The organism is Nocardioides sp. zg-1230, from assembly GCF_013155335.1.
Taxonomy (GTDB): domain Bacteria; phylum Actinomycetota; class Actinomycetes; order Propionibacteriales; family Nocardioidaceae; genus Nocardioides.
This window is the reverse complement of record NZ_JABJQZ010000004.1, coordinates 295,887-318,234: the sequence shown is the minus strand read 5'-3', so window position 1 is coordinate 318,234 and position 22,348 is coordinate 295,887. Positions and strand designations below refer to the sequence as shown.

The following is a 22,348-nucleotide window of genomic DNA, read 5'->3' as shown; positions in this document are numbered from 1 at the left end:
CGCGGGGCTCGCGCCCCGCGCCGCCGGGCCTGCTTGTCGCTTGTCGCTAGGTGAGCGTGATGCCGCGGTACATGCCCATGAACGCGTGGGGCATGCCGCCCATCGAGGCGTCCGGCCAGAAGCAGGCAAGGATGTACTCGCCCTTGGGAAGCTTGTAGTTCGTCGCCACCGTCTGGCCGGGTGCCACGAGTCCGCTGTCGAACGCGACGCGGAAGTCCACCGGCGGCGGGCCCTCCTCGCCCTCCATCGCGGCGTCGATCCAGGCCGCGAAGTCCTTGGCCGTCTTGCCCTTCTTGAGCCTCACCAGCCCCACGAAGTGGTTCTTGTCGGTGCGGTTCTTGAAGGTCAGCATGCCGCGGCGGGCGATGCTCTTCGGTCCCTTCGCCCAGCTCGTGCTCTTGACCGCCTTGATCGTCGAGCCCGCGGGCATGGAAGCGCCCGTGTCGGCGCCGGCCACGGTGAAGGCGGTGAACGCGGACGGACGGTTCCTCTCGATGTCGGCTGCGTAGTAGCTGCCGACCGGCAGGTTGACGGCCAGCTTGCCGACCTTCCCAGGCAGTACGTTGACCCCACCCAGCAGGGTGGTGTTGGCCTCGAACCTCTTGAGCGGCTTGATCTTGCCCTTGTCGAAGCCATCGATGTCGGCTATGGCCTCGTCCAGGGTGTAGCCCGCGGCGAGCTGGACCAGCTGGAAGCCGGAGCTCTTGGCCTCGGTGGTCACCCGGAACTCGTTGACACCCGGCTGGATCGTGGCCGGCATCGTGACGTTGTGCGCAGCAGTGATGCTGACCGTCACCGTGCCGGCTGCTGTCTCCCGTGCAGCAGCCGGGCCGGCAGCGCCAGCCGTTCCCCCGGTGAGTGTTCCAGCGGCCAGCACCATGACGCTGACCCCGAGCACAGCGATGCGTTGGACGGACATGCGTACCTCCTCGGGCGCTCGATCGCACCCTGCGACCCCCGGCCCCGTTGGGGACAGGGTGCTCCCGGGCCGCGCACAGCACCACCACAGGTTCGAGGTGGTCAAGACCACCTCTCACCCCCAAGGGGGCTGTGTCCAACCGTTGGGAAATCCTGGGCGCGACGCCGTCCCGTGGACGCTGCCGTCAGACGAAGACCGCGACCGGCCGGGCCTGCTCGCCGCGCTGCTCGTAGAGCGCGAGGAACTCGCCGTCGGGTGCGAACACCGCGTGCGGACCGTCACCGGGGAGGTCGAGGTCGAGGCCGCGCCCGAACCTCACGTGCGCCGCCTGCTCGTCGTCGAGGTCGACCGAGGTGAACGTCATGCGGGCGGCGTCGGCGATCGGCAGGACGGAGAAGTCGTCGGCCAGCTGGTCGAGCGTGCGGGCGGCCGAGAGGTCGAAGGACCCGACGGCCGTACGCCGCAGCGCGGTCAGGTGGCCGCCCACGCCGAGCGCGGCCCCGAGGTCGCGGGCGATCGCGCGGATGTAGGTGCCCGACGAGCATCGCACCGAGATGCGCACGTCGGGCAGCGCCACCTCGTGCACGACCAGCTCGTGGATCGTCACAGGGCGAGCCTTCAGCTCGACCTGCTCGCCGTCGCGCACCCGCGCGTAGGCGCGCTTGCCGTCGACCTTGATGGCGGAGACAGCGGTCGGCACCTGCTCGATGTCGCCGACGAACCGCGCCAGCTCGGCCCGTACGACGTCCTCCCGCACGCCGTCGACCGCGTGGGTCGCGGTGACCTCACCCTCCGCGTCGTCGGTCGTCGTCGAGACGCCGAGCTGGATCGTGGCGTCGTACGCCTTCTCGGTCAGCATGAGGTGGCCGAGCAACCGGGTGGCGCGGTCGACGCCGAGCACCAGCACGCCGGTGGCCATCGGGTCGAGCGTGCCGGCGTGGCCGACCTTGCGGGTGCCGGCGAGCCGGCGGACGCGGGCCACGACGTCGTGCGAGGTCATGCCCGGGGCCTTGTCGACGACGACGAGTCCGGGGTCGACCATCAGGCGCGGTCGTCCCGGCTGTCGAGGTCGTCCGCGTCAGTCTCGTCCAGGTCGTCCTCGACCACGCGGGGCTTCTTGTAGGGGTCGGCCTCGCCGGCGTAGGCCTCGACCCGGCGGGCCGCGACCTCCTCGTCCTGCTGACGCGCACGCTCGAGCACCTCGTCGAGCGCGCGGGCGCTCTCGGGAAGGGCGTCGGGGATGAACGTCAGCGACGGGACGATGCGCATGCCGAGCTGCTTGGCGACCTCGGAGCGGATCACGCCCTTGGCCGACTCGAGGGCGGCGGCCGTGCTGGCCAGCTCCTCCTCGGTGCCGAGCACCGTGTAGAAGATCGACGCCTGCTGGGAGTCGCCGGTCACGCGGACATCGGTGACGGTGACGAAGCCGAGGCGGGGGTCCTTGATCCGGCGCTCGAGCATCTCGGCGACGATCACCTGGATCCGGTCGGCGATCTTGCGCACGCGAGGATTGGTCATGGGTTCACTCTCTCAGAAGACGGGGACCGCGCACTTCCTCGCGCTGACACGCGCTGACCGGGCGGTTCCTCGCGATGTACCGCGAGGAACCGCCCGGTCGGCTCTGTCCAGCGCGAGCAAGTGCCCGCTCGGTGATCAGCTGCGCGGGATCTCGCGCATCTCGAAGGCCTCCACGACATCGCCGATCTTGATGTCCTGGAAGTTGCGGAGCACCAGACCGCACTCGAAGCCCTCGCGGACCTCGGACGCGTCGTCCTTCTCGCGGCGCAGCGAGGCGAGGTCGAGGTTGTCGGCCACCACCGCTCCGTCGCGCAGGACCCGCACCTTGGCGTTGCGGCGGATGAGGCCGGAGGTGACCATGCAGCCCGCGATGTTGCCGGCCTTGGACGAGCGGAAGATCTCGCGGATCTCCGCCTGGCCGAGGGTCGACTCCTCGTAGATGGGCTTGAGCATGCCCTTGAGGGCCGCCTCGATCTCCTCGATCGCCTGGTAGATGACCGAGTAGTAGCGGATCTCGACACCCTCCTTGTCGGCCATCTGGCTCGCCTTGCCCTGCGGGCGGACGTTGAAGCCGATGATGATGGCGTCGGAGGCGGCGGCGAGGTCGACGTTGGTCTCGGTGATCGCACCGACGCCGCGGTCGATCACGCGGAGCGAGACCTCCTCGCCCACGTCGATCTGCGACAGCGCGTCCTCGAGCGCCTCGACCGAACCGGACACGTCGCCCTTGAGGATGAGGTTGAGCTCCTGGCTCTCCCCCTTCTCCATGGAGGCCATGAAGTCCTCGAGGCTGCGGCGCACGCGACGCTTGGCCTGCATGGCCGCCCGCTCACGTGCCTCGCGCTTCTCGGCGATCTGGCGGGCCATGCGGTCGTCCTCGACCACGATGAAGTTCTGGCCCGCACCCGGCACCGCCGAGAGACCCAGCACCATCGCCGGACGCGACGGGTCGGCCTCGGTGATCTCGTTGCCGTGCTCGTCGAGCATCGCGCGGACGCGGCCGTGGGCCGGACCGGCGACGATCGAGTCGCCCACGCGCAGGGTTCCGCGCTGGACCAGGACCGTGGCGACCGGACCGCGACCGCGGTCGAGGTGCGCCTCGACCACGAGGCCCTGGGCGTCCTGGTCGGGGTTGGCCCGCAGGTCGAGCGAGGCGTCGGCGGTGAGGACGACGGCCTCGAGCAGCTTGTCGAGGTTGAGCCCGGCCTTGGCCGAGACGTCGACGAACATCGCGTCGCCGCCGTACTCCTCGGGGATCAGGCCGTACTCGGTGAGCTGGCCGCGGACCTTGGTGGAGTCGGCCTCGGGCTTGTCGATCTTGTTGACCGCGACCACGATCGGGACCTCGGCGGCCTTCGCGTGGTTGAGCGCCTCGACCGTCTGCGGCATCACGCCGTCGTCGGCCGCGACCACGAGGATCGCGATGTCGGTGGCCTGGGCACCACGGGCACGCATGGCGGTGAACGCCTCGTGACCGGGGGTGTCGATCAGGGTGATGCGACGGTCCTCGCCCTCGACCTCGGTGTGGACCTGGTAGGCACCGATGTGCTGGGTGATGCCACCGGCCTCCTTGTCGACCACGTTGGCGTCACGCAGCGCGTCGAGGAGCTTGGTCTTTCCGTGGTCGACGTGACCCATGACCGTGACGACCGGCGGACGGACGACCAGGTCGGCCTCGTCGCCCTCGTCGGCACCGAACTCGAGGTCGAACGTCTCGAGCAGCTCGCGGTCCTCGTCCTCCGGGGAGACGATCTGGACGACGTAGTTGAGCTCCTCGGCGAGCAGCTCGAACGTCTCGTCACCGACCGACTGGGTCGAGGTGACCATCTCGCCGAGCGAGAACAGCATCTGGACCAGGGCGGCCGCGTCGACGTTGATCTTCTCGGCGAAGTCGGTCAGCGACGCACCACGAGGCAGCCGGACCGTCTCTCCGTTGCCCTTGCGGACGCGCACGCCACCCAGGGTCGGGGCGTCCATCGCCTCGAACTCCTGACGACGTGCCCGCTTCGACTTGCGACCGCGGCGCGACGGACCACCGGGGCGACCGAACGCACCCTGGGTCTGGCCGCGCTGGCCGGGACGACCGCCACCGGGACGACCGCCACCGGACGGGCCGAAGCCGCCGGGACGACCGGGAGCGCCACCGGGGGCACCGGCACCGGGACGACCCGGGGCACCGCCGCGACCGGGGGCACCCGGACGGCCGGGACCGCCACCGGGGCCACCACGGGCCGGACGCGCGCCCGGACCGTTGCCGAAGGCGGCCGGGGACTTGGGCATCATCGCCGGGTTGGGACGCGGCATGCCGGGACGTCCCTCGCCGCCGGCCGGCGGACGCGGCGGGCGGTTGTCGTCGCCGCTCGAGGTGCGCGGGGCGGGGCGCTGCCCCATGCCCTGGCTGGGGGCGAACGGGTTGTTGCCCGGACGCGGTGCGCCGGGGCGACCGACGGGGCGAGGTGCCGGGCTCGGGGCCTTCGCGGCCGGGGCAGCAGGCGCCTCGGGCTCGGCCGGCGGGGCCTTGGGCTCGGCGGCAGGTGCCTTCGGGCCGGGCTTCGGGCCGGGCTTGGCGGCGGGCGCTGCCGGCTCGGCAGCCGGAGCCGCGGTCTCGGCGACGGGCGCCTCAGCCGGGGCCTCGACGGCGGGTGCCTCGGCCGGGGCCTCAGGGGCCTCGGTGGCGGCGGGTGCCGGTGCGGGCTTGGGGCCGGGCTTGGGCGCGGCCTTCTTGGCGGCCGACTTCTCGGCCGGCGCAGCGGTCTCGGCGGGCGCCGAGGCCGCTGCGGCCTTCAGCTCGTCGCCGTACTGCTTCTTGAAGCGCATCTCGACGGGCGGCTCGACAGTCGACGATGCCGACTTGACGAACTCCCCCATCTCCTTGAGCTTCTCGAGAACGAACTTGCTCTCGACTCCGAACTCCTTGGCGAGTTCGTGGACTCGGGTCTTTGCCACGGTTGGTTACTACTCCTTCTGGTCCGTGACCCCAGAAGGAGGGGAAACGGAACAGCTAGTGGGTGTGCACACTCATTACGAGTTACTCATCGAGTGCTCATGAGCTGCGTGCTCCAGTTTCTGGTCGGTCGTGCTGTGGATCGGAAAAGTGGTGCAGCGAGGCGAGGTAGTCCTCCACCGGCGCGCCGGCGAGCGAGACCCCCGAGCGGAGTGCTCGGGGAAACGCTCGGCGTCGCACCGCGAGCTGCCAACACTCGGGCGTGGGGTGGACGTGCGCCCCGCGGCCGGGTGCCCGGCGGTCCGGATCGGGCACCAGGGCGGGTCTGCCCTCGGCGTCCGAGCCTGCGACCACACGCAGCAACTCGCTCGCAGCGGCCTTCGTCCGGCAACCCACACAGGTCCGGACGGGTCCGGGCGCAGGGTTGTCAGACGTGGTGGCCACTGACCTCCACTCTAGCCGGTGCGGCCAGTGGTTTACGAACTGGGCGCTTCGCCTCAGCCCGCGCCGGGGGCGGGAGCTTCATCGGAGCGGATGTCGATGCGCCAGCCGGTGAGGCGAGCGGCGAGGCGGGCGTTCTGCCCCTCCTTGCCGATCGCGAGCGAGAGCTGGAAGTCGGGCACGACGACGCGGCACGAGCGGGCGGCCAGGTCGACGATCTCGACTGCCGTGACCCGGGCCGGGGAGAGGGCGTGGGCCACGAGCTCGGCCGGGTCCTCGGCCCAGTCGACGATGTCGATCTTCTCGCCGTGCAGCTCGCTCATCACGTTGCGCACCCGCTGGCCCATCGGACCGATGCACGCGCCCTTGGCGTTGACGCCGGGGACGGTCGAGTGCACCGCGATCTTGGTGCGGTGACCGGCCTCGCGGGCGATGGCGGCGACCTCGACGGTGCCGTCGGCGATCTCGGGCACCTCGAGCGCGAAGAGCTTCTTGACCAGCGTCGGGTGGGACCGGGACAGGGTGACCTGGGGACCGCGCATGCCCTTGCGGACCGACGTCACGAGGCACTTGATGCGCTCGCCGTGGACGTACTTCTCCCCCGGCACCCGCTCGCTGATCGGCAGGATGGCCTCGAGCTTGCCCAGGTCGACCATGACGTCGTCGGGGTTGCGGCCCTGCTGGATCGTGCCCGAGATGATGTCGCCCTCCTTGCCGGAGAACTCACCGAACGTCTTCTCGTCCTCGGCGTCGCGCAGCCGCTGCAGCATGACCTGCTTGGCGGTCGTCGCCGCGATCCGGCCGAACCCCTGGGGGGTGTCGTCGTACTCCGGGCCGGCCGTGCCGTCCTCGTCGAGCTCGCGTGCCCAGACGGTGACGTGGCCGGTCTTGCGGTCCAGCTCGACCCGCGCGGGGCGCGAGGACTCGGTCGCGCGCTGGTAGGCGGTGAGCAGGGCCTGCTCGATGGCCTCGGCCAGCACCTCGAAGGAGATCTCCTTCTCCCGCTCCAGCATGCGCAGGATGCTCAGGTCGATGTCCATCAGTCGTCCTTCTCGCCGGTCGTCCCGGCCTTGTCGGTCTTGCGGTTGAACTCGATCTGCACGAGCGCCTTGGCCACGTCGGCGTAGGCGACCTCGCGCTGCTTGCCGGAGACGTCCAGGGTCACCGACTCCTCGGTGGAGGACAGGATCCGGCCGGTGAGGCTCGACCCGTCGGTGAGCGTGACCTTGACGAGGCGGTCAGCGTTGCGGCGCCAGTGGCGCGGCAGGGTGAGGGGCCGGTCGACGCCGCGCGAGGTGACCTCGAGCGTGTAGGGCATCTCGCCCATGACGTCGGACTCGTCGAGCACGCGCGACACCTCGCGCGTCGCGTCGGCGACGTCGTCGAGGGTGACGCCGCCGTCCTTGTCGACCGCGACGCGCAGCACCCGGCGCTTGCCGGCGGGCGTCACCTCGACGGCCTCGACGTCGAGCGCCATCGCTCGCAAGGGGTCGACCAGCTCCGCCTCGATGCGGTCCCGGGTGGCGTCCTGGTGGGGGGTGCTCATCGGGTTGCGACCTCCTTGTGTAGTTGTCCGAGGACCACGATAGCCGCCTTCGGGTGGGCCGCGACAAACACCCGTGGCCGGTCCGGACCGGCTCGCGGGGCGGATAGGGTTCGGGGGTGCCCGGACGCCCGCTGACCCGTCGTACGACGGTGGGCGCGGCGCTGCTCGCCCCGCTCGCGGCGGCCGCCTGCGACATCGACCCGCCGGCTCGCGACGACGGTTCCGCGGACCCGACGCCGCCCCCGCCGGAGGACTCCGAGCTCGTGGCCGCGGTCGTCGCGGAGCTGGTCCGGGCCCGGTCGGTGGTGGAGGCGGCGACGCTGGCGGTTCCCGGGCTGACGCCGGTCCTCGAGCCGGTCGCGACGTCGCACGCCGCCCACCTCGAGGTGCTCGCCGGCGCGGTCGCCGACACCGACGTCCCCGCCCCGGCGCCGCCCACGATCGCGGGCGACCGGGCCCGCGCGCTGACCGTCGTACGTCGCTCGGAGCAGCGCCTGCTGCGCGAGGTGCGCCGCGGCTGCGTCGGCGCGGCCAGCGGCGACCTCGCCCGGGTGCTGGCCAGCATCGCCGCCTCCACCGCCCAGCACGGGGCGGTGCTCGCCGCTCCGCCCGGCGTCTCCGCCGCCGGGGAGGTCACGTGACCGTCCTCGACGCCCTCCAGGAGACGCTGGCCGACGAGCACGCCGCGCTCTACACCTACGGCGTGCTCGGCGCACGGACGTCACAGGCGACCTCGCCGGCGCTCCTCGAGACCCTGACGGCCGGCTACCGCCGCCACCGGGCCCGCCGCGACCAGCTCCGGCTCATGGTGCGCGACGCCGGCGGTGACCCGGTCGCCGCCGAGGTGGTCTACGACCTCGACGGCCCACTGCTCCGCCCCGCGCAGATCGAGCGAGCGGCGGCAGACATCGAGGCCGGGAGCGTGGAGGTGCTCCTCGCGCTCGTCGCCCGGTCGAGCGGCTCGGTGCGCGAGTGGGCGCTCACCGAGGCGACGTGGTCGGCCATGTGGCAGCTCCAGCTGGGGGGGACGGCCGAGACGTGGCCGGGCGCGCCCGAGCTCGACGGTCCCTGACGCACGCTGCGAGGACAAAGGCCCGGACACAGGAAGAGCGGCCCGCGGCCTCAACCCTTGGGAAAGTCCCGAGATCTCTCCCAAAGGCCGAGGACGCGGACCGCTCCGTGGGGTTGGTCAGCATCACCCTGTGTCGCCCAACCTGTGGGGGTGGTGGAGCGACATGCACAATCATGCATTCGATCCGGCAGATCCGAAAGCAGGATCCGCTTGCATGTTCCTGCAACGCACGAAGTTGCAGAAGTCCCACGCTCAGGACCCCTCCGACCGGCCCGTCAGGTGGCGTCGAGACGCCGTACGACGGCGGGGATCTCACTCAGCGAAGTGACCGTCGCGTCCGGCTCGCCCTCGGTGTGCCCGACCTGGTTGACCGGGATCGTGCTGTGCGGGACGTGGATCGCCCGCAGCCCGGCGTTGTGGGCGCCCCAGACGTCGTCGTACAGCCGGTCCCCCACGTAGACGCAGGCGGCCGGGTCGCTCACCCCGACGGCCTCCATCGCGGCGCCGAAGGCGAGCGGGGACGGCTTCGTCCACGGGACCTCGCTGGTGTAGACGTCCCCGTCGACGAGGTCGTACACCCCGTCGCGCTCGAAGAAGCCCACGTGCCACTCACGCGGCCACACGGTGTTGGACAGCACGCCGACCTTGATCCCCGACGCGCGCAGCTCCTCCCACATCGGCCTCACCTCCGGATCGGTCAGCGTGTGCGGCTCCCAGAACTCGTAGTACGCGCTCAGCAGGTCGGGGTCGTGGTCGAGCCCCGCCTCGGCGAAGAGGTCGGCGATGGTGGCGCTCTGCTGGTGGTCGCGGCTGCGCCCCCACACGACGTCGCCCGCGCGGTGCAGGCGCTCGGCGTGGGCGTGGTGGTCGTCGTCGGGCGAGGGCGTACGACGGACGGCCTCCGCGAGCGCCAGGGACTCGGCGTGGAAGTCCACGTCGTGCCACCGGGTCAGCGTGCCGCCCCAGTCGAAGATGACTGCCTCGATCACGACCGGACGATCTCGGTGATCCGGGCAACCGCGGAGCCGACGGCGACGTCCTCGCGCTCACCCGTGCGGCGGTCGCGGACCTCGACGTTGCCGTCGGCCAGGCCGCGGCCGACGGTGACGATCGTGGGCACCCCGATCAGCTCCGCGTCCTTGAACTTCACGCCCGGGCTGACCTTGCCGGTGCGGTCGTCGAGGAGCACCTCGACGCCGGCGGCCTTGAGGTCCTGGGCGAGCACCTCGGCTGCGGAGAAGACCGCCTCGTCCTTGCCCGCGGCAACGATGTGTACGTCGGCGGGGGCGACGTTGCGCGGCCAGCACAGGCCGATGTCGTCGAGCGTGCCCTCGGCGATCGCGGCCACGGCCCGCGAGGGGCCGATGCCGTAGGAGCCCATCGTGACGGTGACGAGCTTGCCGTTCTCGTCGAGCACCTTGAGCCCCAGCGCGTCGGCGTACTTGCGGCCGAGCTGGAAGATGTGGCCCATCTCGACACCGCGGGCGGACTCCAGGGTGCCCTCGCTGCAGTTGGGGCAGGAATCGCCGTCGCGCACGTCGGCGGCCTCGATGGTGCCGTCGGGCGTGAAGTCGCGTCCGACGACGAGGTCGAGCACGTGGGAGCCCGGCACGTTGGCACCGGTGACCCAGCGGGTGCCCTCGACGACGCGCGGGTCGACGAGGAACCGGATGCCGGATTTCGACTCCTCACCGAGGACCTCGGGACCGATGTAGCCCTTGACCAGTGCCGGGTGCTTCGCGAACTCGGCCTCGTCCATGGCCTCGACCTCGATGGGCTCGAGCTGGCCCTCGAGACGCTTCTGGTCGACGTCGCGGTCGCCGGGCACGCCGATCGCGAGGGGCTCGCGGGTGCCGTCGGGGTGCTTGAGCACGACCATCACGTTCTTGAGGGTGTCGCCGGCGGCCCACGGACGGTCGTCGCGCGGGTAGGCCGCGTTGAGGTGGTCGACCAGGGTGTCGATCGTCGGGGTGTCGGGGGTGTCCTCGGCGTGCGCGGCGGGAGCGTCGTCGTACGGCACCGCGGGCGGGGCGGGCACGGTGACGGCCTCGACGTTGGCGGCGTAGTCGCAGTGCGTGCAGCGCACGTAAGTGTCCTCGCCGACCTCGGCCTTGGCGAGGAACTCCTCGCTCGCCGAGCCGCCCATGGCGCCCGACGTCGCCTTGACGATGACGTACTCGAAGCCGAGCCGGTCGAAGATGCGGATGTAGGCGTCGCGGTGCTTCTGGTAGGACACCTCCAGCCCGGCGTCGTCGACGTCGAAGGAGTAGGAGTCCTTCATCACGAACTCACGCCCGCGCAGCAGGCCGGCGCGGGGCCGCGCCTCGTCGCGGTACTTGGTCTGGATCTGGTAGATCGAGAGCGGCAGGTCCTTGTAGGACGAGTAGAGGTCCTTCACGACGAGGGTGAACATCTCCTCGTGGGTGGGGCCGAGGAGGTAGTCACCGCCCTTGCGGTCCTGCAGCCGGAAGATGTTGGGGCCGTAGTCGGCCCAACGGCCGGTCGACTCGTAGGGCTCCTTGGGGAGCAGCGCCGGGAACGACAGCTCCTGGGCGCCCATGTCGTCCATCTCCTGGCGGATGATGTCCTCGATCTTGCGCAGCACCCGGAGGCCGAGCGGGAGCCACGTGTAGATGCCGGGTGCGGCGCGGCGGATGTAGCCGGCGCGGACGAGCAGCCTGTGGCTCGGCACCTCGGCGTCGTTGGGGTCGTCGCGCAGGGTGCGCACGAACAGGGTCGACATGCGGAGGATGCGGCCGGTCATGGGCGCAACGATAGGGGTGGGGTCGCAGGCGTCGCGAACCAGATTCGTCCAGAGTCTCAGGCAACCTGTGGCGGGCCCGCGACGTCTCCTCGACGACAGCACTTCACAGGGGGGACCATCATGCGTCGCTCGCTCGCCCTCACGCTCCTCACCGTCTTCTCCGCAGCAGCCGCGCTCACCGTGCCCGCCCAGGCCGCCGCACCCACCGTCGAGCTCCAGCCGCAGCAGCTGACGCGTGGCGCGGACATCGCGATCCCGCACGTCGAGGGCGGCGTGTTCGTCGACGGCGCGCAGCGCATCGAGCTGCCCGGTACCGAGGCCCGGATCATCGGCCGGTCGCACGGCGGCTGGATGGTGGGCACCCACCGCACCAACCGCGTCGGCGAGCAGCGCGGAGGTCGGGTCGTCCACCTCACGCCGGACGGCACCGTCCGCACCGTCCTGCGCGACATCGACCCGGCCATCGTGCAGGTGAGCGAGGACGGCAGCGCCCTGCTCGGTGTCCCCGACACCGGCAGGTCACGCGCCGCCGTCACGGTGTGGTCACCGATCACCGGCGCGGTGGCCGGGTCGCGGGCGTTCCGCCACTGGCCCGAGGTGGTTGCGGCCGACGGCGCGAAGGTGCTGGTTCGCACCGCCACGCGGACCTTCTGGTGGAACTACGCGCGCGACGAGGTGCGCCGCCCCCTCACGCGGAAGATCACCGGCACCGCGAGCATCGAGCACGACCTGCTCGTCACCTACACCAAGGACCCCTACCTCGGTGGATGCATGCGACTCGCGCGACTGAGCCGTCCCAAGGTGACCGTCTGGAGGTCGTGCCGGGACAGGGTCGCCGCCATCTCCCCCGACGGCACGGAGATCCTCACCTTCCACATCCTGACCGACGGCCTCGGCCCCGGCGAGATCCACCTGCGCGAGGTCGACGGCACCCGGCTGGCGACGTACACCACCAACTGGTTCGGCAGCTGGGGGTGGGAGTCGCCGGGCACCGTGCTCCTCGACGTGAACGGGAAGCGGAAGTCCGCGACCGTGCGCTGCACGCTCGGCGCCTGCGAGAACGCGACGGACCCGGTGAAGGTCCGCACGCCCTGATCCTGGCGACGTACGACATCCGGGCGCGCGAAACTGATGTCGTACGCCGCCACCGTGGGCGGCGGCCTCTCCCGGGGTGGCGGCAGGTTGCAGGTACGACGGCGCTCCGCCCGCGATGTGCCGCCACCTCTGCTCGCACGAACCCGATGGTGGCGGCAGATCGCACGTCCAGCGGCCCTCCGCGTGCGATGTGCCGCCACCATCGGCGGGCGCGGCGCGTGACCCTCAGGTCCCCAGGACGGTGAACGACGCGGCGGTAGCGGCGAGCACGGGATCGCCGGCCGCCGCCTCGCGGGCGGCGAGCATCGCGTCGCCGAGCCCGCCGCCCTGGCGCAGCCGGGCGTGGAGCGCGACCATCACCTCGACGGTGGCGGCATCGTCGACCTCGGCGAGGCTCGAGACGACGCCGGCGGTTCCCATGGACAACAGCGCGGCCGCCAGGCCGAGAAGCTCCTGGTCGCCGACCGGCTGCATGACGCCCGACTCGCAGGCCGACAGCACGACCCGGTGCGGCGGTCGCTCGAGGCCCTGGAGGTCGTGCACGAGCAGGGGGCCGTCGGCCATGGTGAGCGAGGAGAACAGCGGGCTGTCCTCACGGAAGTGACCGTGCGCGGCCACGTGCGCGAGCGCGGCCCCGTCCAGCGCGGCAAGAGCGGCCGCGACCGTCGCCTCCCCGCCGTCGAGCACCTGGGCATGCGGGTCGTCGGCCGCCACGGCCGGGACCTCGGCGCCGCCGCTCCCGAGACCCGGGCCGACGAGCATCACCCGCCGGTCGTCGACCGGTCTGGAGTCCCGTGCCCGCAGCCACAGCCGCGCCGACGGCGTGCTGGTCACCGGTCGGTGCGCCAGCGACGGGAGCAACCCCCATGGGACGCTCTGCAACGCAGCCGGGGCACAGATGACGACGTGCCCGCCCTTCACCCCGGCGAGCGCACTCCCCAGCAGGGCTCGCTCGAGCCGCGATCCGGCGACGTCCAGCTGCGCCCGTCTTCCGCGCGCGGCCTGGCGGAGGGTGAACAGCGCGAAGTCCACGGCGGCGGCGGCTGCCGCGGCATCGCCGACCACCCGACGACGTACACGCCCGCGGCCGGCCACGATCGCGTGCAGCACGCCGTCGAGCTCGGTCAGCTCGACGAGCACGGTGTCGTCCTCGGCGAGCGCGTCGAGGAGCGCGCCCACGTCGAGGGCCGCCGCCGCCTCTCCCGACCCCCGCTGCTGCAGGAGCCGCCGGCGGACCTGCTGCTCGAGCCGCGTCGCGCGCGCCTCGAGCGCATCGGCTGGCGCTCCTTCAGAGCGGGCCTGGTCGAGGCGTTGGCGTTGGGCCCGGAGGGCAGCCAGGTCGGCCGCGATCGCCTCGTCGGGGCGAGCGCTCCGGAGGGGCGTCGAGAGGGCCGTGGCCCGCCACCGCTCGGACCATCGCAGCAGCTGTCGAGCGTCTCTGCCGGCCATCGCGGTCCGCGTGCCGAGCTCCGCCAGGGCAGCACCGTGACCGGCGGACCCGGCCCGCAGCTCCTGGCTGCCCAGCGTCGCCTGCTGCTCGTCCAGCGCGCGCAGGCCGAGCTCGCACGCACGCAGCACACCGCCCCGGTCGCCGGCCAGGTCGCGCGCCCGCGCCTGCGCCAACCAGCCGAGGGCCCGCTCGGAACCCGTGGTGGCACGACGGTAGGACGCAGCCTCGGCCAGCCAGTCCGACGCGAGCGTCGCGGCGCGCTCGGACCGGACACGGCTCGCTAGACCTGCCCCGACGAGGAGAGCATGCGGCAGCTGGGGCGCCCTGGCCTCGCGCATGCCGTCGACGACGCGCTGCACCCGGGTGAGCAAGGGCCTGCCACGGCCGCCGGCCCGGTCACGCGCGGTGATCGAGAGGAGGTCGGCATCCATCCGGTGGACGTGCCGCGACTGTGCGCGCAGGAGCGACGAACCCTGGTCGGCGGCCGCCGCGGCGCGGTCCAGGTCGCCGGCAGCGAGGGCCGCGCCCGCAACCGCCACGAGCAGGTCCGCCTCCTCGCGCGGCTGGAGAGGCCGGGCGGCAAGGGCGGACTCGACGACGGCGCGGGCGTCCTGGGCGAGCCCGCCGGCCAGATAGGCAGCCACCTGGTCGAGGACGAGGTCGACGCTCGTCACGCCGAGGGAGTCGAAGAGCGCGGCCGCTGCGGCGTACTGCTGGAGCGCGCGCGGCAGGTCGCCGCGCACGAAGGCCAGCCAGCCGGTGTTGTGCTCGGCGACGGCCACGCCGTACATGTCGCCGAGGGAGGCGGAGATCTCGCCGAAGCGAGCGAACCCGTCCGCCGCGGACCCGACGTCACCGAGCTTGACCTCGACCAGGGCCTGGAGGTTGAGCACGCGCGCCTCCCACACCTGGTCGCCGGATCCGGCGAACAGCTCGCGGGCCCTCCTCAGGTCTGCGGCACTCTCCTCGAACCGGGCGAGCAGGTGGCCGAGGACGTAGGCCCGCCGGTGGAGCACCCGCGCGAGCGGTACGCCGTCGAGCATGGTCGACGCCTCGTCCAGGTATCGCAGGCCGTCGCGCATGCGACCGACCACGCACAAGGTGGTGCCCAGCGTCGCCATGACCTCGGCGGCGCGGTCGGGGTCGCCGGAGTGCCGGGCCAGCCGCCGGGCCGCGCGCAGCTCGCCCAGCGCGCCGTCGATGTCGCCGACCTCGCGCAGCACGATGCCCACGACCTGGTGCCCGATGGAGGCGAGCGCCGGGTCAGGGTCGTGCACGAGGAGCTCCTGCGCCATCCGGCGCGCCGACTGCGGATCGGAGAAGAGGTTGCGGAGCAGCTCCTCCGCCTCGTCCCGATCCACCCATCCATCCTCGCGGATCGACGTCGAAAACTCTCCGAAACCTCTCGGCCCGAGACGCGCACGCCGCTAGCGTCGGTGCATGAGCGACTGGAAGATCGGCGACGACCGACGACGACGCACCACCGACCAGCTGCGGCACCTCCGCAGGGCCAACGAGGGACAGGTCCACTGGGACACCGAGGCTCCGGCGGACTTCACGTTCCTCTTCCACCCCGACCACCTGCTGGTGGACGCCGAGGACGTCGACGTGTTCGAGGAGGCGGTGGCACGCCTCGACAAGGGCGTCCTGTCCGAGCCGCCGCGGCGCGACGACGTCCGCCTGCTCGACGGAGCCCTCGTGCGCTACGTCCTGCCGACGCGTCAGGGGGGCGAGACGGTGCCGGAGGTGCTCGACCTGCTGGAGGAGGCTGGGCTGCCCGACGGAGCCGCGTCCCCTGACCACTGGGTGCACGTCTCCCCGGGCGGAGGTGGCGGGGCGGCGTGCCCGGCCGTCGAGCCCGAGGAGACCGGCCTCACCGATCCGTGGCCACCGATCGAGCCGCAGGAGAAGGGCGACGAGGTCAGCGTCGTCGTCGTGGACACCGGATGGCACCCGCCCGCAGCCACCGATCCCCGCACGCCGTGGCTGAAGGGGGTCGACGGGGACGACGAGAACAACGGCGCCCACCTGCGGCCCTACGCCGGCCACGGCACCTTCATCGCCGGTGTCGTGCGCTGCGCCGCCCCGCGCACCCGGATCTTCGTCGAGGGCTTCGCGGTCGACGGCGTCGGCGGCGGCGGCATCCTGGAGTCGGAGATGCTGCTCCAGCTCGAGGAGGCGATGACCCACGACCCGCAGGTCATCAACCTGTCGGCCGGGTGCCGCACGTGGCGCGACCGCCCCTCCAAGGCGTTCGCTGCGTTCTACAGGGACCTCCTCAAGGGCAGCGACTGCGTCATGGTGGCCGCGGCGGGCAACGACTCGTGGGCCGCCCCCTTCTGGCCGGCCGCCTTCGACTGGTGCGTCGGCGTCGGGTCGCTCGACCGCGACGAGCGGGTCTCGTCCTTCTCGAACTTCGGCGTGTCGGCCGACGTCTACGTCGTCGGCCGCAACCACGTCAACGCGTTCCCCGACGGGACCTTCACGTGCCACGAGACCCCGAACAAGGGCGACGTCCGGGTCTTCGGCACCGGGATGGCGCGGTGGAGCGGGACGTCGTTCGCGGCCCCGCTCGTGGCCGGCCTGATCGCCCGCGAGATCAGCGAGCACGGCGTGAGCGCCGCGGACGCCCGCACGGCGGTGCTGAAGCGCGCTGTCCGCGACTCCGACCCGACCATCGGGCCGGTCAAGGAGCTGCGCCGCCCCTACGTGTGAGGGGTGGCTCCGGAGAACTGGTTCAGAGCTCGATCCAGCGGCTGGTCGCCGACCGGTCGCCGTCACGCACCGTGAAGCGGACCGACCCGGTCGGCTCGGCGGTGAGGACGAAGAACCCCACCTCGTCGAGGCCGGTGGCCCAGCTCTGCCCGTCTGTGGTCTCCACCACGACCTCGACGGCCCCCATGTCACCGTCGAAGTCGAGCAGCTGTCCGCGCACCTGCCCCTCGTCGAGCTCGGCGTCGAGCGACCAGCCCTCGGCGGCGGTGAAGTAGAGGATCCGCGACGTGGCGAGCCCCCTCACCTGGGCGGCGGGCTCGTCACGCGAGTCGCGGACCAGGGTGAGCATCTCCCACTCCGCGTCGAGGTCGGCGGCAGCGACGGCGGCGATCATCGTCGCGACGAGGCCGGGCGGCGGCGGGTCGTAGGTCATCCACATGTCACGTAGGTCTCCGAGGAGAGCGGCGTCCCCATCAGTCATCGCTCGCCTCCTTTCATCAGGGCGGTCCGGACCTTCGCCAGGCACCGGGCCCTTGTGGGGCCGATGCTCCCGACCGGCATGTCGAGGTCCCGGCTGATCGACTGGTAGTCGGGGCGATCCATGAAGGCCACGACTCTCAGCAGCTTGCGGCAGCGCTCGTCGACGGAGGCCACGGCTCCCCACAGCCGTGACGCCTCGTCGTCGAGCACGGCGAGCGCCTCGGCCGACTCCGCGTCAGGGAGGGCGGCGTGCAGCGTCTCGTCCTGCACCGGGGTCGCACGTCGCGCGGCCCGGGCATGTGCGGCGGCGCCGCGCCTGGCTGAGGTGATCAGCCAGGACGCGACCGCCTGTGGGTCCTCGATGGTCCGGTGGAGGCGTACGAAACCGAGCCAGGTCGCCTGGATCACGTCCTCGGCGCTCTGGCGGTCGTGCCCGTAGGCCCGCACCACGTGCCACAGGATCGGCGTCATCGTGGCAACCAGCTCGTCCATCGCCTTGGCGTCCCCCGAACGCCAGGCGATGAACGCCCCACTGGCCATGTCCCACGGTGACTGCTCGGACTGCCCCTCAGTCCTTCGGTCCTCTGACATGGTGACCATTGTCCCCATGTCAGCTCAGGTGCGCGTACACCCCTGTGTGATACACGACGGACAAATGTTTTTCACCGCCGTCGTGCGGCCTAGAACATCAGCGTCGCGAAGGTCGCGGTCTGCTCGAAACCGACCCGTGCGTACGCCGCCCGCGCGGGGGTGTTCCACTCGTTCACGTAGAGCGAGACGACCGGGGCCAGGCCGGTGGAGATGACGTGCGAGACCACCGCCGCCATGCCGCTGGTGGAGAGACCCTCGCCCCTGCGGTCGGAGCGGACCCACACGCCCTGCACCTGGGCGGCGTACGGCGTGACGCAGGCGACCTCGGCCTTGAAGACCACCCCCTGGTCGTCGAAGCTCGCCATCGACCAGCCGCGACCGATGAGCTGCTGGATCCGCGCGCGGTAGAGGTCTCCCCCACCGGCGTCGTTCTCGGGCGAGACACCGACCTCCTCGGTGTACATCGCCACGCACGCGGGGTAGAGCACGTCGAGGTCACGAGGCGTGGTGACCCGGACGCGGGGGTCCGCGGCGATCGTCGGGACCCGCCTCATCTCCAGGTGCGGCTGGTCGGGGCGGAACTCGCGGGGTCGGGCCCAGCGCGGCTCGATCATCTCCCAGAGCGCGGCCACCACGTCGGCGGGGCCCACGATGGTGCCGACCGTGTTGCGACGGCGCAGCGCCACGTCGGCGAACGCGCCCACGTCGTCGGGAGTGCACTGCACCGGGACCAGGTTGGCCCCCAGGTGGCACCCCGCGACGAGCCGGTCGCCCTCGAAGCGCCCCCACACCTGTCCCCCGAGCCACCGCTCGTCGAGGTTGGTGAGGCGCGCGCGGTAGTCGGCGAAGACGTTGACGACCGGGTCCTGCTCCGCGAGCGCGATGAACGCGTCCCGGTCTTCCGGGCCCAGCACGCGCACCTGCTCGCGGGTCCTCAGCACCTTCGTGAGCCTAGGGGTGCGCAAGGGCGCGGGACCAGCGGTCCCACCCGGTGGGGCTGTCAGGAGACGCTGACGGTCGCCTCAGCGCCGTCAACCGGCTCCATCCCCTCGGCGATGCGCATGGCCTCCTCGATGAGGGTCTCCACGATCTGCGACTCGGGGACGGTCTTGATGACCTCGCCCTTGACGAAGATCTGGCCCTTGCCGTTGCCGGAGGCGACGCCGAGGTCGGCCTCGCGCGCCTCGCCCGGCCCGTTGACGACACAGCCCATCACGGCCACGCGCAGCGGCACCTCGAGGCCGTCGAGGCCGGCGGTGACCTCCTCGGCGAGCTTGTAGACGTCGACCTGGGCACGACCGCAGGACGGGCAGGAGACGATCTCGAGCCGGCGCGGCTTGAGGTTGAGTGACTCCAGGATCTGGAGGCCGACCTTGACCTCCTCGACCGGGGGCGCGGAGAGCGAGACGCGGATGGTGTCGCCGATGCCCTGGCTGAGCAGGTGGCCGAAGGCGACGGCGGACTTGATGGTGCCCTGGAAGGCCGGGCCGGCCTCGGTCACGCCGAGGTGCAGCGGCCAGTCACCGGCCTCGGCGAGCAGCTCGTAGGCCCGCACCATCACGACGGGGTCGTTGTGCTTGACCGAGATCTTGAAGTCGTGGAAGTCGTGCTCCTCGAAGAGGCTGGCCTCCCACACCGCGGACTCGACGAGCGCCTCGGGCGTGGCCTTGCCGTACTTGTCGAGGATGCGCTTGTCGAGCGAGCCGGCGTTCACGCCGATCCGGATCGAGGTGCCGCGGTCCTTGGCGGCCCGGGCGATCTCCTTCACCTGGTCGTCGAACTTGCGGATGTTGCCGGGGTTGACCCGGACGGCCGCGCAGCCGGCGTCGATGGCGGCGAAGACGTACTTCGGCTGGAAGTGGATGTCGGCGATCACGGGGATCTGCGAGTGCTGCGCGATCTCCGGCAGCGCGTCGGCGTCGTCCTGGCTGGGGCACGCCACGCGCACGATGTCGCACCCCGTGGCGGTGAGCTCGGCGATCTGCTGGAGGGTCGAGTTCACGTCGGAGGTCAGCGTGGTGGTCATCGACTGGACCGAGATCGGCGAGTCGCTGCCGACACCCACGGACCCCACCTTGATCTGGCGGGTCTTGCGGCGGGGAGCCAGGACGGGGGGCGGGAGGGCAGGCATGCCCAGGCCGACGGAAGTCATGGCGCCATCGTACGGGCCGGGCAGCAGGACGCCGCTGCTCGGGCACGCCTCCCGCGCACGCCCGGGCAGCGGCACCCGTCGCACGATTCCACAGCGGGCAGCCCGTGTCCGGCGATCGCCCAGTGGTGTGGACCACCCGCACAGCCGCGGGCTGGTCGGGTCAGCTCAGGCGCAGGGGTACGACGATGTCGGCGACGATGAGCACCACGCCCATCACCAGCATCGCAAGCCCGACGACGTACGCCACCGGGAGCAGCTTGGCGACGTCGACGTGCCCGGGGTCGGGACGCCCGAGGAGCCGGGCGAGGCCGCGCTTGAGGCCCTCGTAGAGGGCGCCCGCGATGTGGCCGCCGTCGAGCGGCAGCAGCGGCACGAAGTTGAACATGCCGATGAAGAAGTTGAAGCTCGCGATGAGGAACAGCAGCGTGACGATCTTGTCGATGACCGGGAAGGACTCGGCCGACGCCGCCTCGCCGGCGAAGCGTCCGCCACCAACGATGGACACGGGGCTCTCGGGGTCGCGCTCCTGCAGCCCGACGATGGCGCGGCCGACCTCGTAGACCTTGACGGGCAGCTGGCCGAGCGCCTTGACCGTCTCGACGGTCATCGTCCCCATCTGTTGCGTGGTGTAGAGCACGCCGCCGGTCTCGAGGTGGGTCTCGGGCTGCACGCCGAGGAAGCCGACCTCGGTGAGCGTGCGGTCCTCGATCGACGTCTGGCGCAGCGTGACGGTCGTGTTGGTGGTCAGCGTCAGCTGCTCGTCGCCGCGCCTGACCTCGATGACGGCGTCGCCGTCGGCGTTGGCGCGGATCTGCGACTGGAAGCTGTCCCAGTCACGGAAGGGCGTGCCGTTGAAGCTGAGGATCTCGTCGCCGGGGCGGATCCCCGCCTCCTTGGCGGGCGTGGGCGGGTCGTCGGCGGTGCAGGCCCGGCCCTGGTCCTCCACCGGGACCACGCACTCGGGCACGGCGGCCACGACCGGCTCGACGACCTCGTCGCGCGGGTTGCCGTAGGTGGCGAAGAGCAGCGTGAAGAGCCCGAAGGCGATGGCGATGTTGACCATCGGCCCGCCCGCCATCACGATCACCTTCTTCCACCACGCGAGGCGGTAGAAGAGCCGGTCGGTGTCGTGCTGCTTGACGTACTCCCACTCGGCGGCGCGGGCGTCGGAGATCAGCTGGGTGAACATGCCCGTGTTGGAGCGGCGCACCTTGTGCACCGCCTCGCCGTCCTCGTCGTACGTCGTCTCCTCGACGAGGTCCTCCGCGCCCGGAGGCAGCATCCCGACGATCTTGACGTAGCCGCCGAGCGGGATCGCCTTCACGCCGTACTCGGTGTCGCCGATCTGCTTGCTCCACACGGTGGGGCCGAAGCCGATGAACCACTGCGGCACCTTGCAGCCGAACTTCTTGGCCGGCACCAGGTGCCCGAACTCGTGCAGCCCGATCGAGACGAGGATCGCGACGACGAAGGCGACGACACCCAGGGTGTAGAGCAGGGCGGACATGTGCGTGGGGGTCCTTCTGGGGTGAGGGCGTCAGGTGCGGCGTCGGATGAGGGCGGCGGCCTCGGCTCGCGCCCAGGCGTCCGCGGCGAGGACGTCGTCGACGGTGAGGTGCTCCTTCGATGGTACGTCGTGACGGTCAAGGACGTGTGCCACCGCGGAAACGATGTCGGGGAATCGCAGCCGGCCCTCGTGGAAGGCGTCGACGGCGACCTCGTTGGCGGCGTTGTAGACCGCGGGCGCCGTGCCGCCGCGCTCCCCCGCCGTGCGGGCGAGGGTGACGGCGGGGAAGACCACGTCGTCGAGGGGCTCGAAGCGCCAGTCGGCGGCCTTCGTCCAGTCGATCGGCGTCTCGGCGTCGGGGACCCGGTCGGGCCAGCCCATCCCCAGCGCGATCGGCACCAGCATGGTGGGCAGCCCGAGCTGGGCCACCACGGCACCGTCGACGAACTCCACCATCGAGTGGATCAGCTGCTGCGGGTGGACGACGACGTCGATGCGGTCGAAGGGGATGTCGAAGAGCAGATGGGCCTCGATGACCTCGAGCCCCTTGTTGACGAGCGTCGCCGAGTTGGTCGTGATGACCCGGCCCATCGCGAAGTTGGGGTGGGCGAGGGCCTGCTCGGGCGTGACGTCGGCGAGCTCGGCGGCGGTGCGCCCGCGGAACGGCCCGCCGGACGCGGTGAGGACGAGGCGTCGTACCTCCTCGGCGGAGCCCGCGCGCAGGCTCTGGGCGATGGCGCTGTGCTCGGAGTCCACCGGCACGATCTGCCCGGGTCGGGCGCGCTCCTTCACCAGCGGTCCGCCGATGATGAGCGACTCCTTGTTGGCGAGAGCCAGCGTGGTGCCGGCGTCGAGCGCCGCGAGGGTGGGCCGGAGCCCGACGGCACCGGTGATCCCGTTGAGCACGACGTCGCACGCCCGGCCGGCGGCCTCGGTGGAGGCCTCCTCCCCCAGCCCGGAGTACGTCGGCGCGAACTCGGCGACCTGGGCCTCGAACAGCTCACGGTTCGACCCGCCGGCGGTCAGCCCGACGACGCGGAAGCGGTCGGGGTGGGCCCGCACGAGGTCGAGGGCCTGGGTGCCGATGGACCCGGTCGAGCCGAGGATCACGATGTCGCGCGCAGTCACCCCAGCAGTTTGTCAGGATGGGGCCC

General features: G+C 71.7%; 20 protein-coding genes. 4 read left to right on the top strand and 16 right to left on the bottom strand.

The features are described from left to right. Positions 1–46: 46 nt before the first annotated feature. The 7 genes from HOO61_RS13400 to rimP form a co-directional block, all read right to left on the bottom strand. Complete coding sequence (locus HOO61_RS13400; protein ID WP_172259207.1) at positions 47–919, bottom strand: hypothetical protein; 873 nt, start codon at positions 917–919, stop codon at positions 47–49. A 184-nt stretch (positions 920–1,103) separates the two neighbouring features. Next, entirely contained in the window at positions 1,104–1,961 is an 858-nt protein-coding gene (gene truB, locus HOO61_RS13395; RefSeq protein ID WP_172259206.1) for a tRNA pseudouridine(55) synthase TruB, read from the bottom strand. After that, positions 1,961–2,437, bottom strand: a complete 477-nt coding sequence (rbfA, locus tag HOO61_RS13390; protein ID WP_172259205.1) for a 30S ribosome-binding factor RbfA — start codon at positions 2,435–2,437, stop codon at positions 1,961–1,963. Before rbfA ends, truB begins: the two co-directional genes overlap by 1 nt. 135 nt (positions 2,438–2,572) lie before the next feature. Further along, entirely contained in the window at positions 2,573–5,383 is a 2,811-nt protein-coding gene (infB, locus tag HOO61_RS13385; protein ID WP_172259204.1) for a translation initiation factor IF-2, read from the bottom strand. Between the two features lie 97 nt (positions 5,384–5,480). Further along, positions 5,481–5,777, bottom strand: coding sequence for a YlxR family protein (locus tag HOO61_RS13380; protein ID WP_367650207.1), 297 nt, complete (start codon positions 5,775–5,777; stop codon positions 5,481–5,483). Positions 5,778–5,878: 101 nt separating this feature from the next. Continuing rightward, the gene (gene nusA, locus HOO61_RS13375) at positions 5,879–6,862 is read right to left on the bottom strand and encodes a transcription termination factor NusA (RefSeq protein WP_172259202.1); all 984 of its coding nucleotides are present in this window, start codon (positions 6,860–6,862) and stop codon (positions 5,879–5,881) included. Then, positions 6,862–7,368 (bottom strand): ribosome maturation factor RimP, encoded by a 507-nt coding sequence (rimP, locus tag HOO61_RS13370; RefSeq protein ID WP_172259201.1) that lies wholly within the window; start codon positions 7,366–7,368, stop codon positions 6,862–6,864. The genes nusA and rimP overlap by 1 nt, the downstream gene beginning before the upstream one ends. A 116-nt stretch (positions 7,369–7,484) precedes the next feature. On the opposite strand from rimP, the gene HOO61_RS24905 reads away from it, so the two are divergent. Further along, positions 7,485–8,009, top strand: coding sequence for a hypothetical protein (locus HOO61_RS24905; RefSeq protein ID WP_172259200.1), 525 nt, complete (start codon positions 7,485–7,487; stop codon positions 8,007–8,009). Beyond that, on the top strand, positions 8,006–8,440 hold the full coding sequence (locus HOO61_RS13360; RefSeq protein WP_172259199.1) for a ferritin-like domain-containing protein: 435 nt from the start codon (positions 8,006–8,008) through the stop codon (positions 8,438–8,440). Before HOO61_RS24905 ends, HOO61_RS13360 begins: the two co-directional genes overlap by 4 nt. 275 nt (positions 8,441–8,715) lie before the next feature. Here the strand turns inward: HOO61_RS13360 and HOO61_RS13355 are convergent, their stop codons facing one another. Both HOO61_RS13355 and HOO61_RS13350 read right to left on the bottom strand, forming a co-directional pair. Beyond that, positions 8,716–9,429 (bottom strand): HAD family hydrolase, encoded by a 714-nt coding sequence (locus tag HOO61_RS13355; protein ID WP_172259198.1) that lies wholly within the window; start codon positions 9,427–9,429, stop codon positions 8,716–8,718. After that, positions 9,426–11,204 (bottom strand): proline--tRNA ligase, encoded by a 1,779-nt coding sequence (locus HOO61_RS13350; protein WP_253942391.1) that lies wholly within the window; start codon positions 11,202–11,204, stop codon positions 9,426–9,428. Before HOO61_RS13350 ends, HOO61_RS13355 begins: the two co-directional genes overlap by 4 nt. Before the next feature lie 120 nt (positions 11,205–11,324). Between HOO61_RS13350 and HOO61_RS13345 the strand changes: the two genes are divergently transcribed. Continuing rightward, complete coding sequence (locus HOO61_RS13345) at positions 11,325–12,299, top strand: hypothetical protein (protein WP_172259197.1); 975 nt, start codon at positions 11,325–11,327, stop codon at positions 12,297–12,299. A 225-nt stretch (positions 12,300–12,524) separates the two neighbouring features. Here the strand turns inward: HOO61_RS13345 and HOO61_RS24900 are convergent, their stop codons facing one another. Then, on the bottom strand, positions 12,525–15,110 hold the full coding sequence (locus HOO61_RS24900; RefSeq protein ID WP_172259196.1) for a CHAT domain-containing protein: 2,586 nt from the start codon (positions 15,108–15,110) through the stop codon (positions 12,525–12,527). A 79-nt stretch (positions 15,111–15,189) separates the two neighbouring features. On the opposite strand from HOO61_RS24900, the gene HOO61_RS13335 reads away from it, so the two are divergent. After that, positions 15,190–16,464 (top strand): S8/S53 family peptidase, encoded by a 1,275-nt coding sequence (locus HOO61_RS13335; protein WP_172259195.1) that lies wholly within the window; start codon positions 15,190–15,192, stop codon positions 16,462–16,464. A gap of 22 nt (positions 16,465–16,486) precedes the next feature. Here the strand turns inward: HOO61_RS13335 and HOO61_RS13330 are convergent, their stop codons facing one another. The 6 genes from HOO61_RS13330 to dxr all read right to left on the bottom strand — a co-directional run bounded on the left by HOO61_RS13330 (position 16,487) and on the right by dxr (position 22,322). Then, complete coding sequence (locus HOO61_RS13330) at positions 16,487–16,945, bottom strand: hypothetical protein (protein WP_172259194.1); 459 nt, start codon at positions 16,943–16,945, stop codon at positions 16,487–16,489. Then, positions 16,942–17,535, bottom strand: coding sequence for an RNA polymerase sigma factor (locus tag HOO61_RS13325; protein ID WP_216658895.1), 594 nt, complete (start codon positions 17,533–17,535; stop codon positions 16,942–16,944). Before HOO61_RS13325 ends, HOO61_RS13330 begins: the two co-directional genes overlap by 4 nt. Before the next feature lie 89 nt (positions 17,536–17,624). Then, positions 17,625–18,476 carry a GNAT family N-acetyltransferase gene (locus HOO61_RS13320; RefSeq protein WP_172259192.1) on the bottom strand — a complete coding sequence of 284 codons (852 nt, stop codon included), beginning with the start codon at positions 18,474–18,476 and terminating at the stop codon, positions 17,625–17,627. A 59-nt stretch (positions 18,477–18,535) separates the two neighbouring features. Continuing rightward, entirely contained in the window at positions 18,536–19,687 is a 1,152-nt protein-coding gene (gene ispG, locus HOO61_RS13315) for a flavodoxin-dependent (E)-4-hydroxy-3-methylbut-2-enyl-diphosphate synthase (RefSeq protein WP_172259191.1), read from the bottom strand. A gap of 160 nt (positions 19,688–19,847) precedes the next feature. Next, positions 19,848–21,194: an RIP metalloprotease gene (locus HOO61_RS13310; RefSeq protein WP_172259190.1), complete on the bottom strand. Its 1,347-nt coding sequence runs from the start codon at positions 21,192–21,194 to the stop codon at positions 19,848–19,850. Positions 21,195–21,224: 30 nt separating this feature from the next. After that, positions 21,225–22,322 carry a 1-deoxy-D-xylulose-5-phosphate reductoisomerase gene (gene dxr, locus HOO61_RS13305; protein WP_367650158.1) on the bottom strand — a complete coding sequence of 366 codons (1,098 nt, stop codon included), beginning with the start codon at positions 22,320–22,322 and terminating at the stop codon, positions 21,225–21,227. Positions 22,323–22,348: the final 26 nt, after the last annotated feature.

Bases quoted from the DNA above. Each gene is read 5' to 3' on its own strand.
- HOO61_RS13400 (WP_172259207.1), bottom strand. From the start codon at position 919: ATGTCCGTCCAACGCATCGCTGTGCTCGGGGTCAGCGTCATGGTGCTG.
- truB (WP_172259206.1), bottom strand. From the start codon at position 1,961: ATGGTCGACCCCGGACTCGTCGTCGTCGACAAGGCCCCGGGCATGACC.
- rbfA (WP_172259205.1), bottom strand. From the start codon at position 2,437: ATGACCAATCCTCGCGTGCGCAAGATCGCCGACCGGATCCAGGTGATC.
- nusA (WP_172259202.1), bottom strand. From the start codon at position 6,862: ATGGACATCGACCTGAGCATCCTGCGCATGCTGGAGCGGGAGAAGGAG.
- rimP (WP_172259201.1), bottom strand. From the start codon at position 7,368: ATGAGCACCCCCCACCAGGACGCCACCCGGGACCGCATCGAGGCGGAG.
- HOO61_RS13350 (WP_253942391.1), bottom strand. From the start codon at position 11,204: ATGACCGGCCGCATCCTCCGCATGTCGACCCTGTTCGTGCGCACCCTG.
- HOO61_RS13345 (WP_172259197.1), top strand. From the start codon at position 11,325: ATGCGTCGCTCGCTCGCCCTCACGCTCCTCACCGTCTTCTCCGCAGCA.
- HOO61_RS13335 (WP_172259195.1), top strand. From the start codon at position 15,190: ATGAGCGACTGGAAGATCGGCGACGACCGACGACGACGCACCACCGAC.
- HOO61_RS13330 (WP_172259194.1), bottom strand. From the start codon at position 16,945: ATGACTGATGGGGACGCCGCTCTCCTCGGAGACCTACGTGACATGTGG.
- HOO61_RS13325 (WP_216658895.1), bottom strand. From the start codon at position 17,535: ATGTCAGAGGACCGAAGGACTGAGGGGCAGTCCGAGCAGTCACCGTGG.
- ispG (WP_172259191.1), bottom strand. From the start codon at position 19,687: ATGACTTCCGTCGGCCTGGGCATGCCTGCCCTCCCGCCCCCCGTCCTG.
- HOO61_RS13310 (WP_172259190.1), bottom strand. From the start codon at position 21,194: ATGTCCGCCCTGCTCTACACCCTGGGTGTCGTCGCCTTCGTCGTCGCG.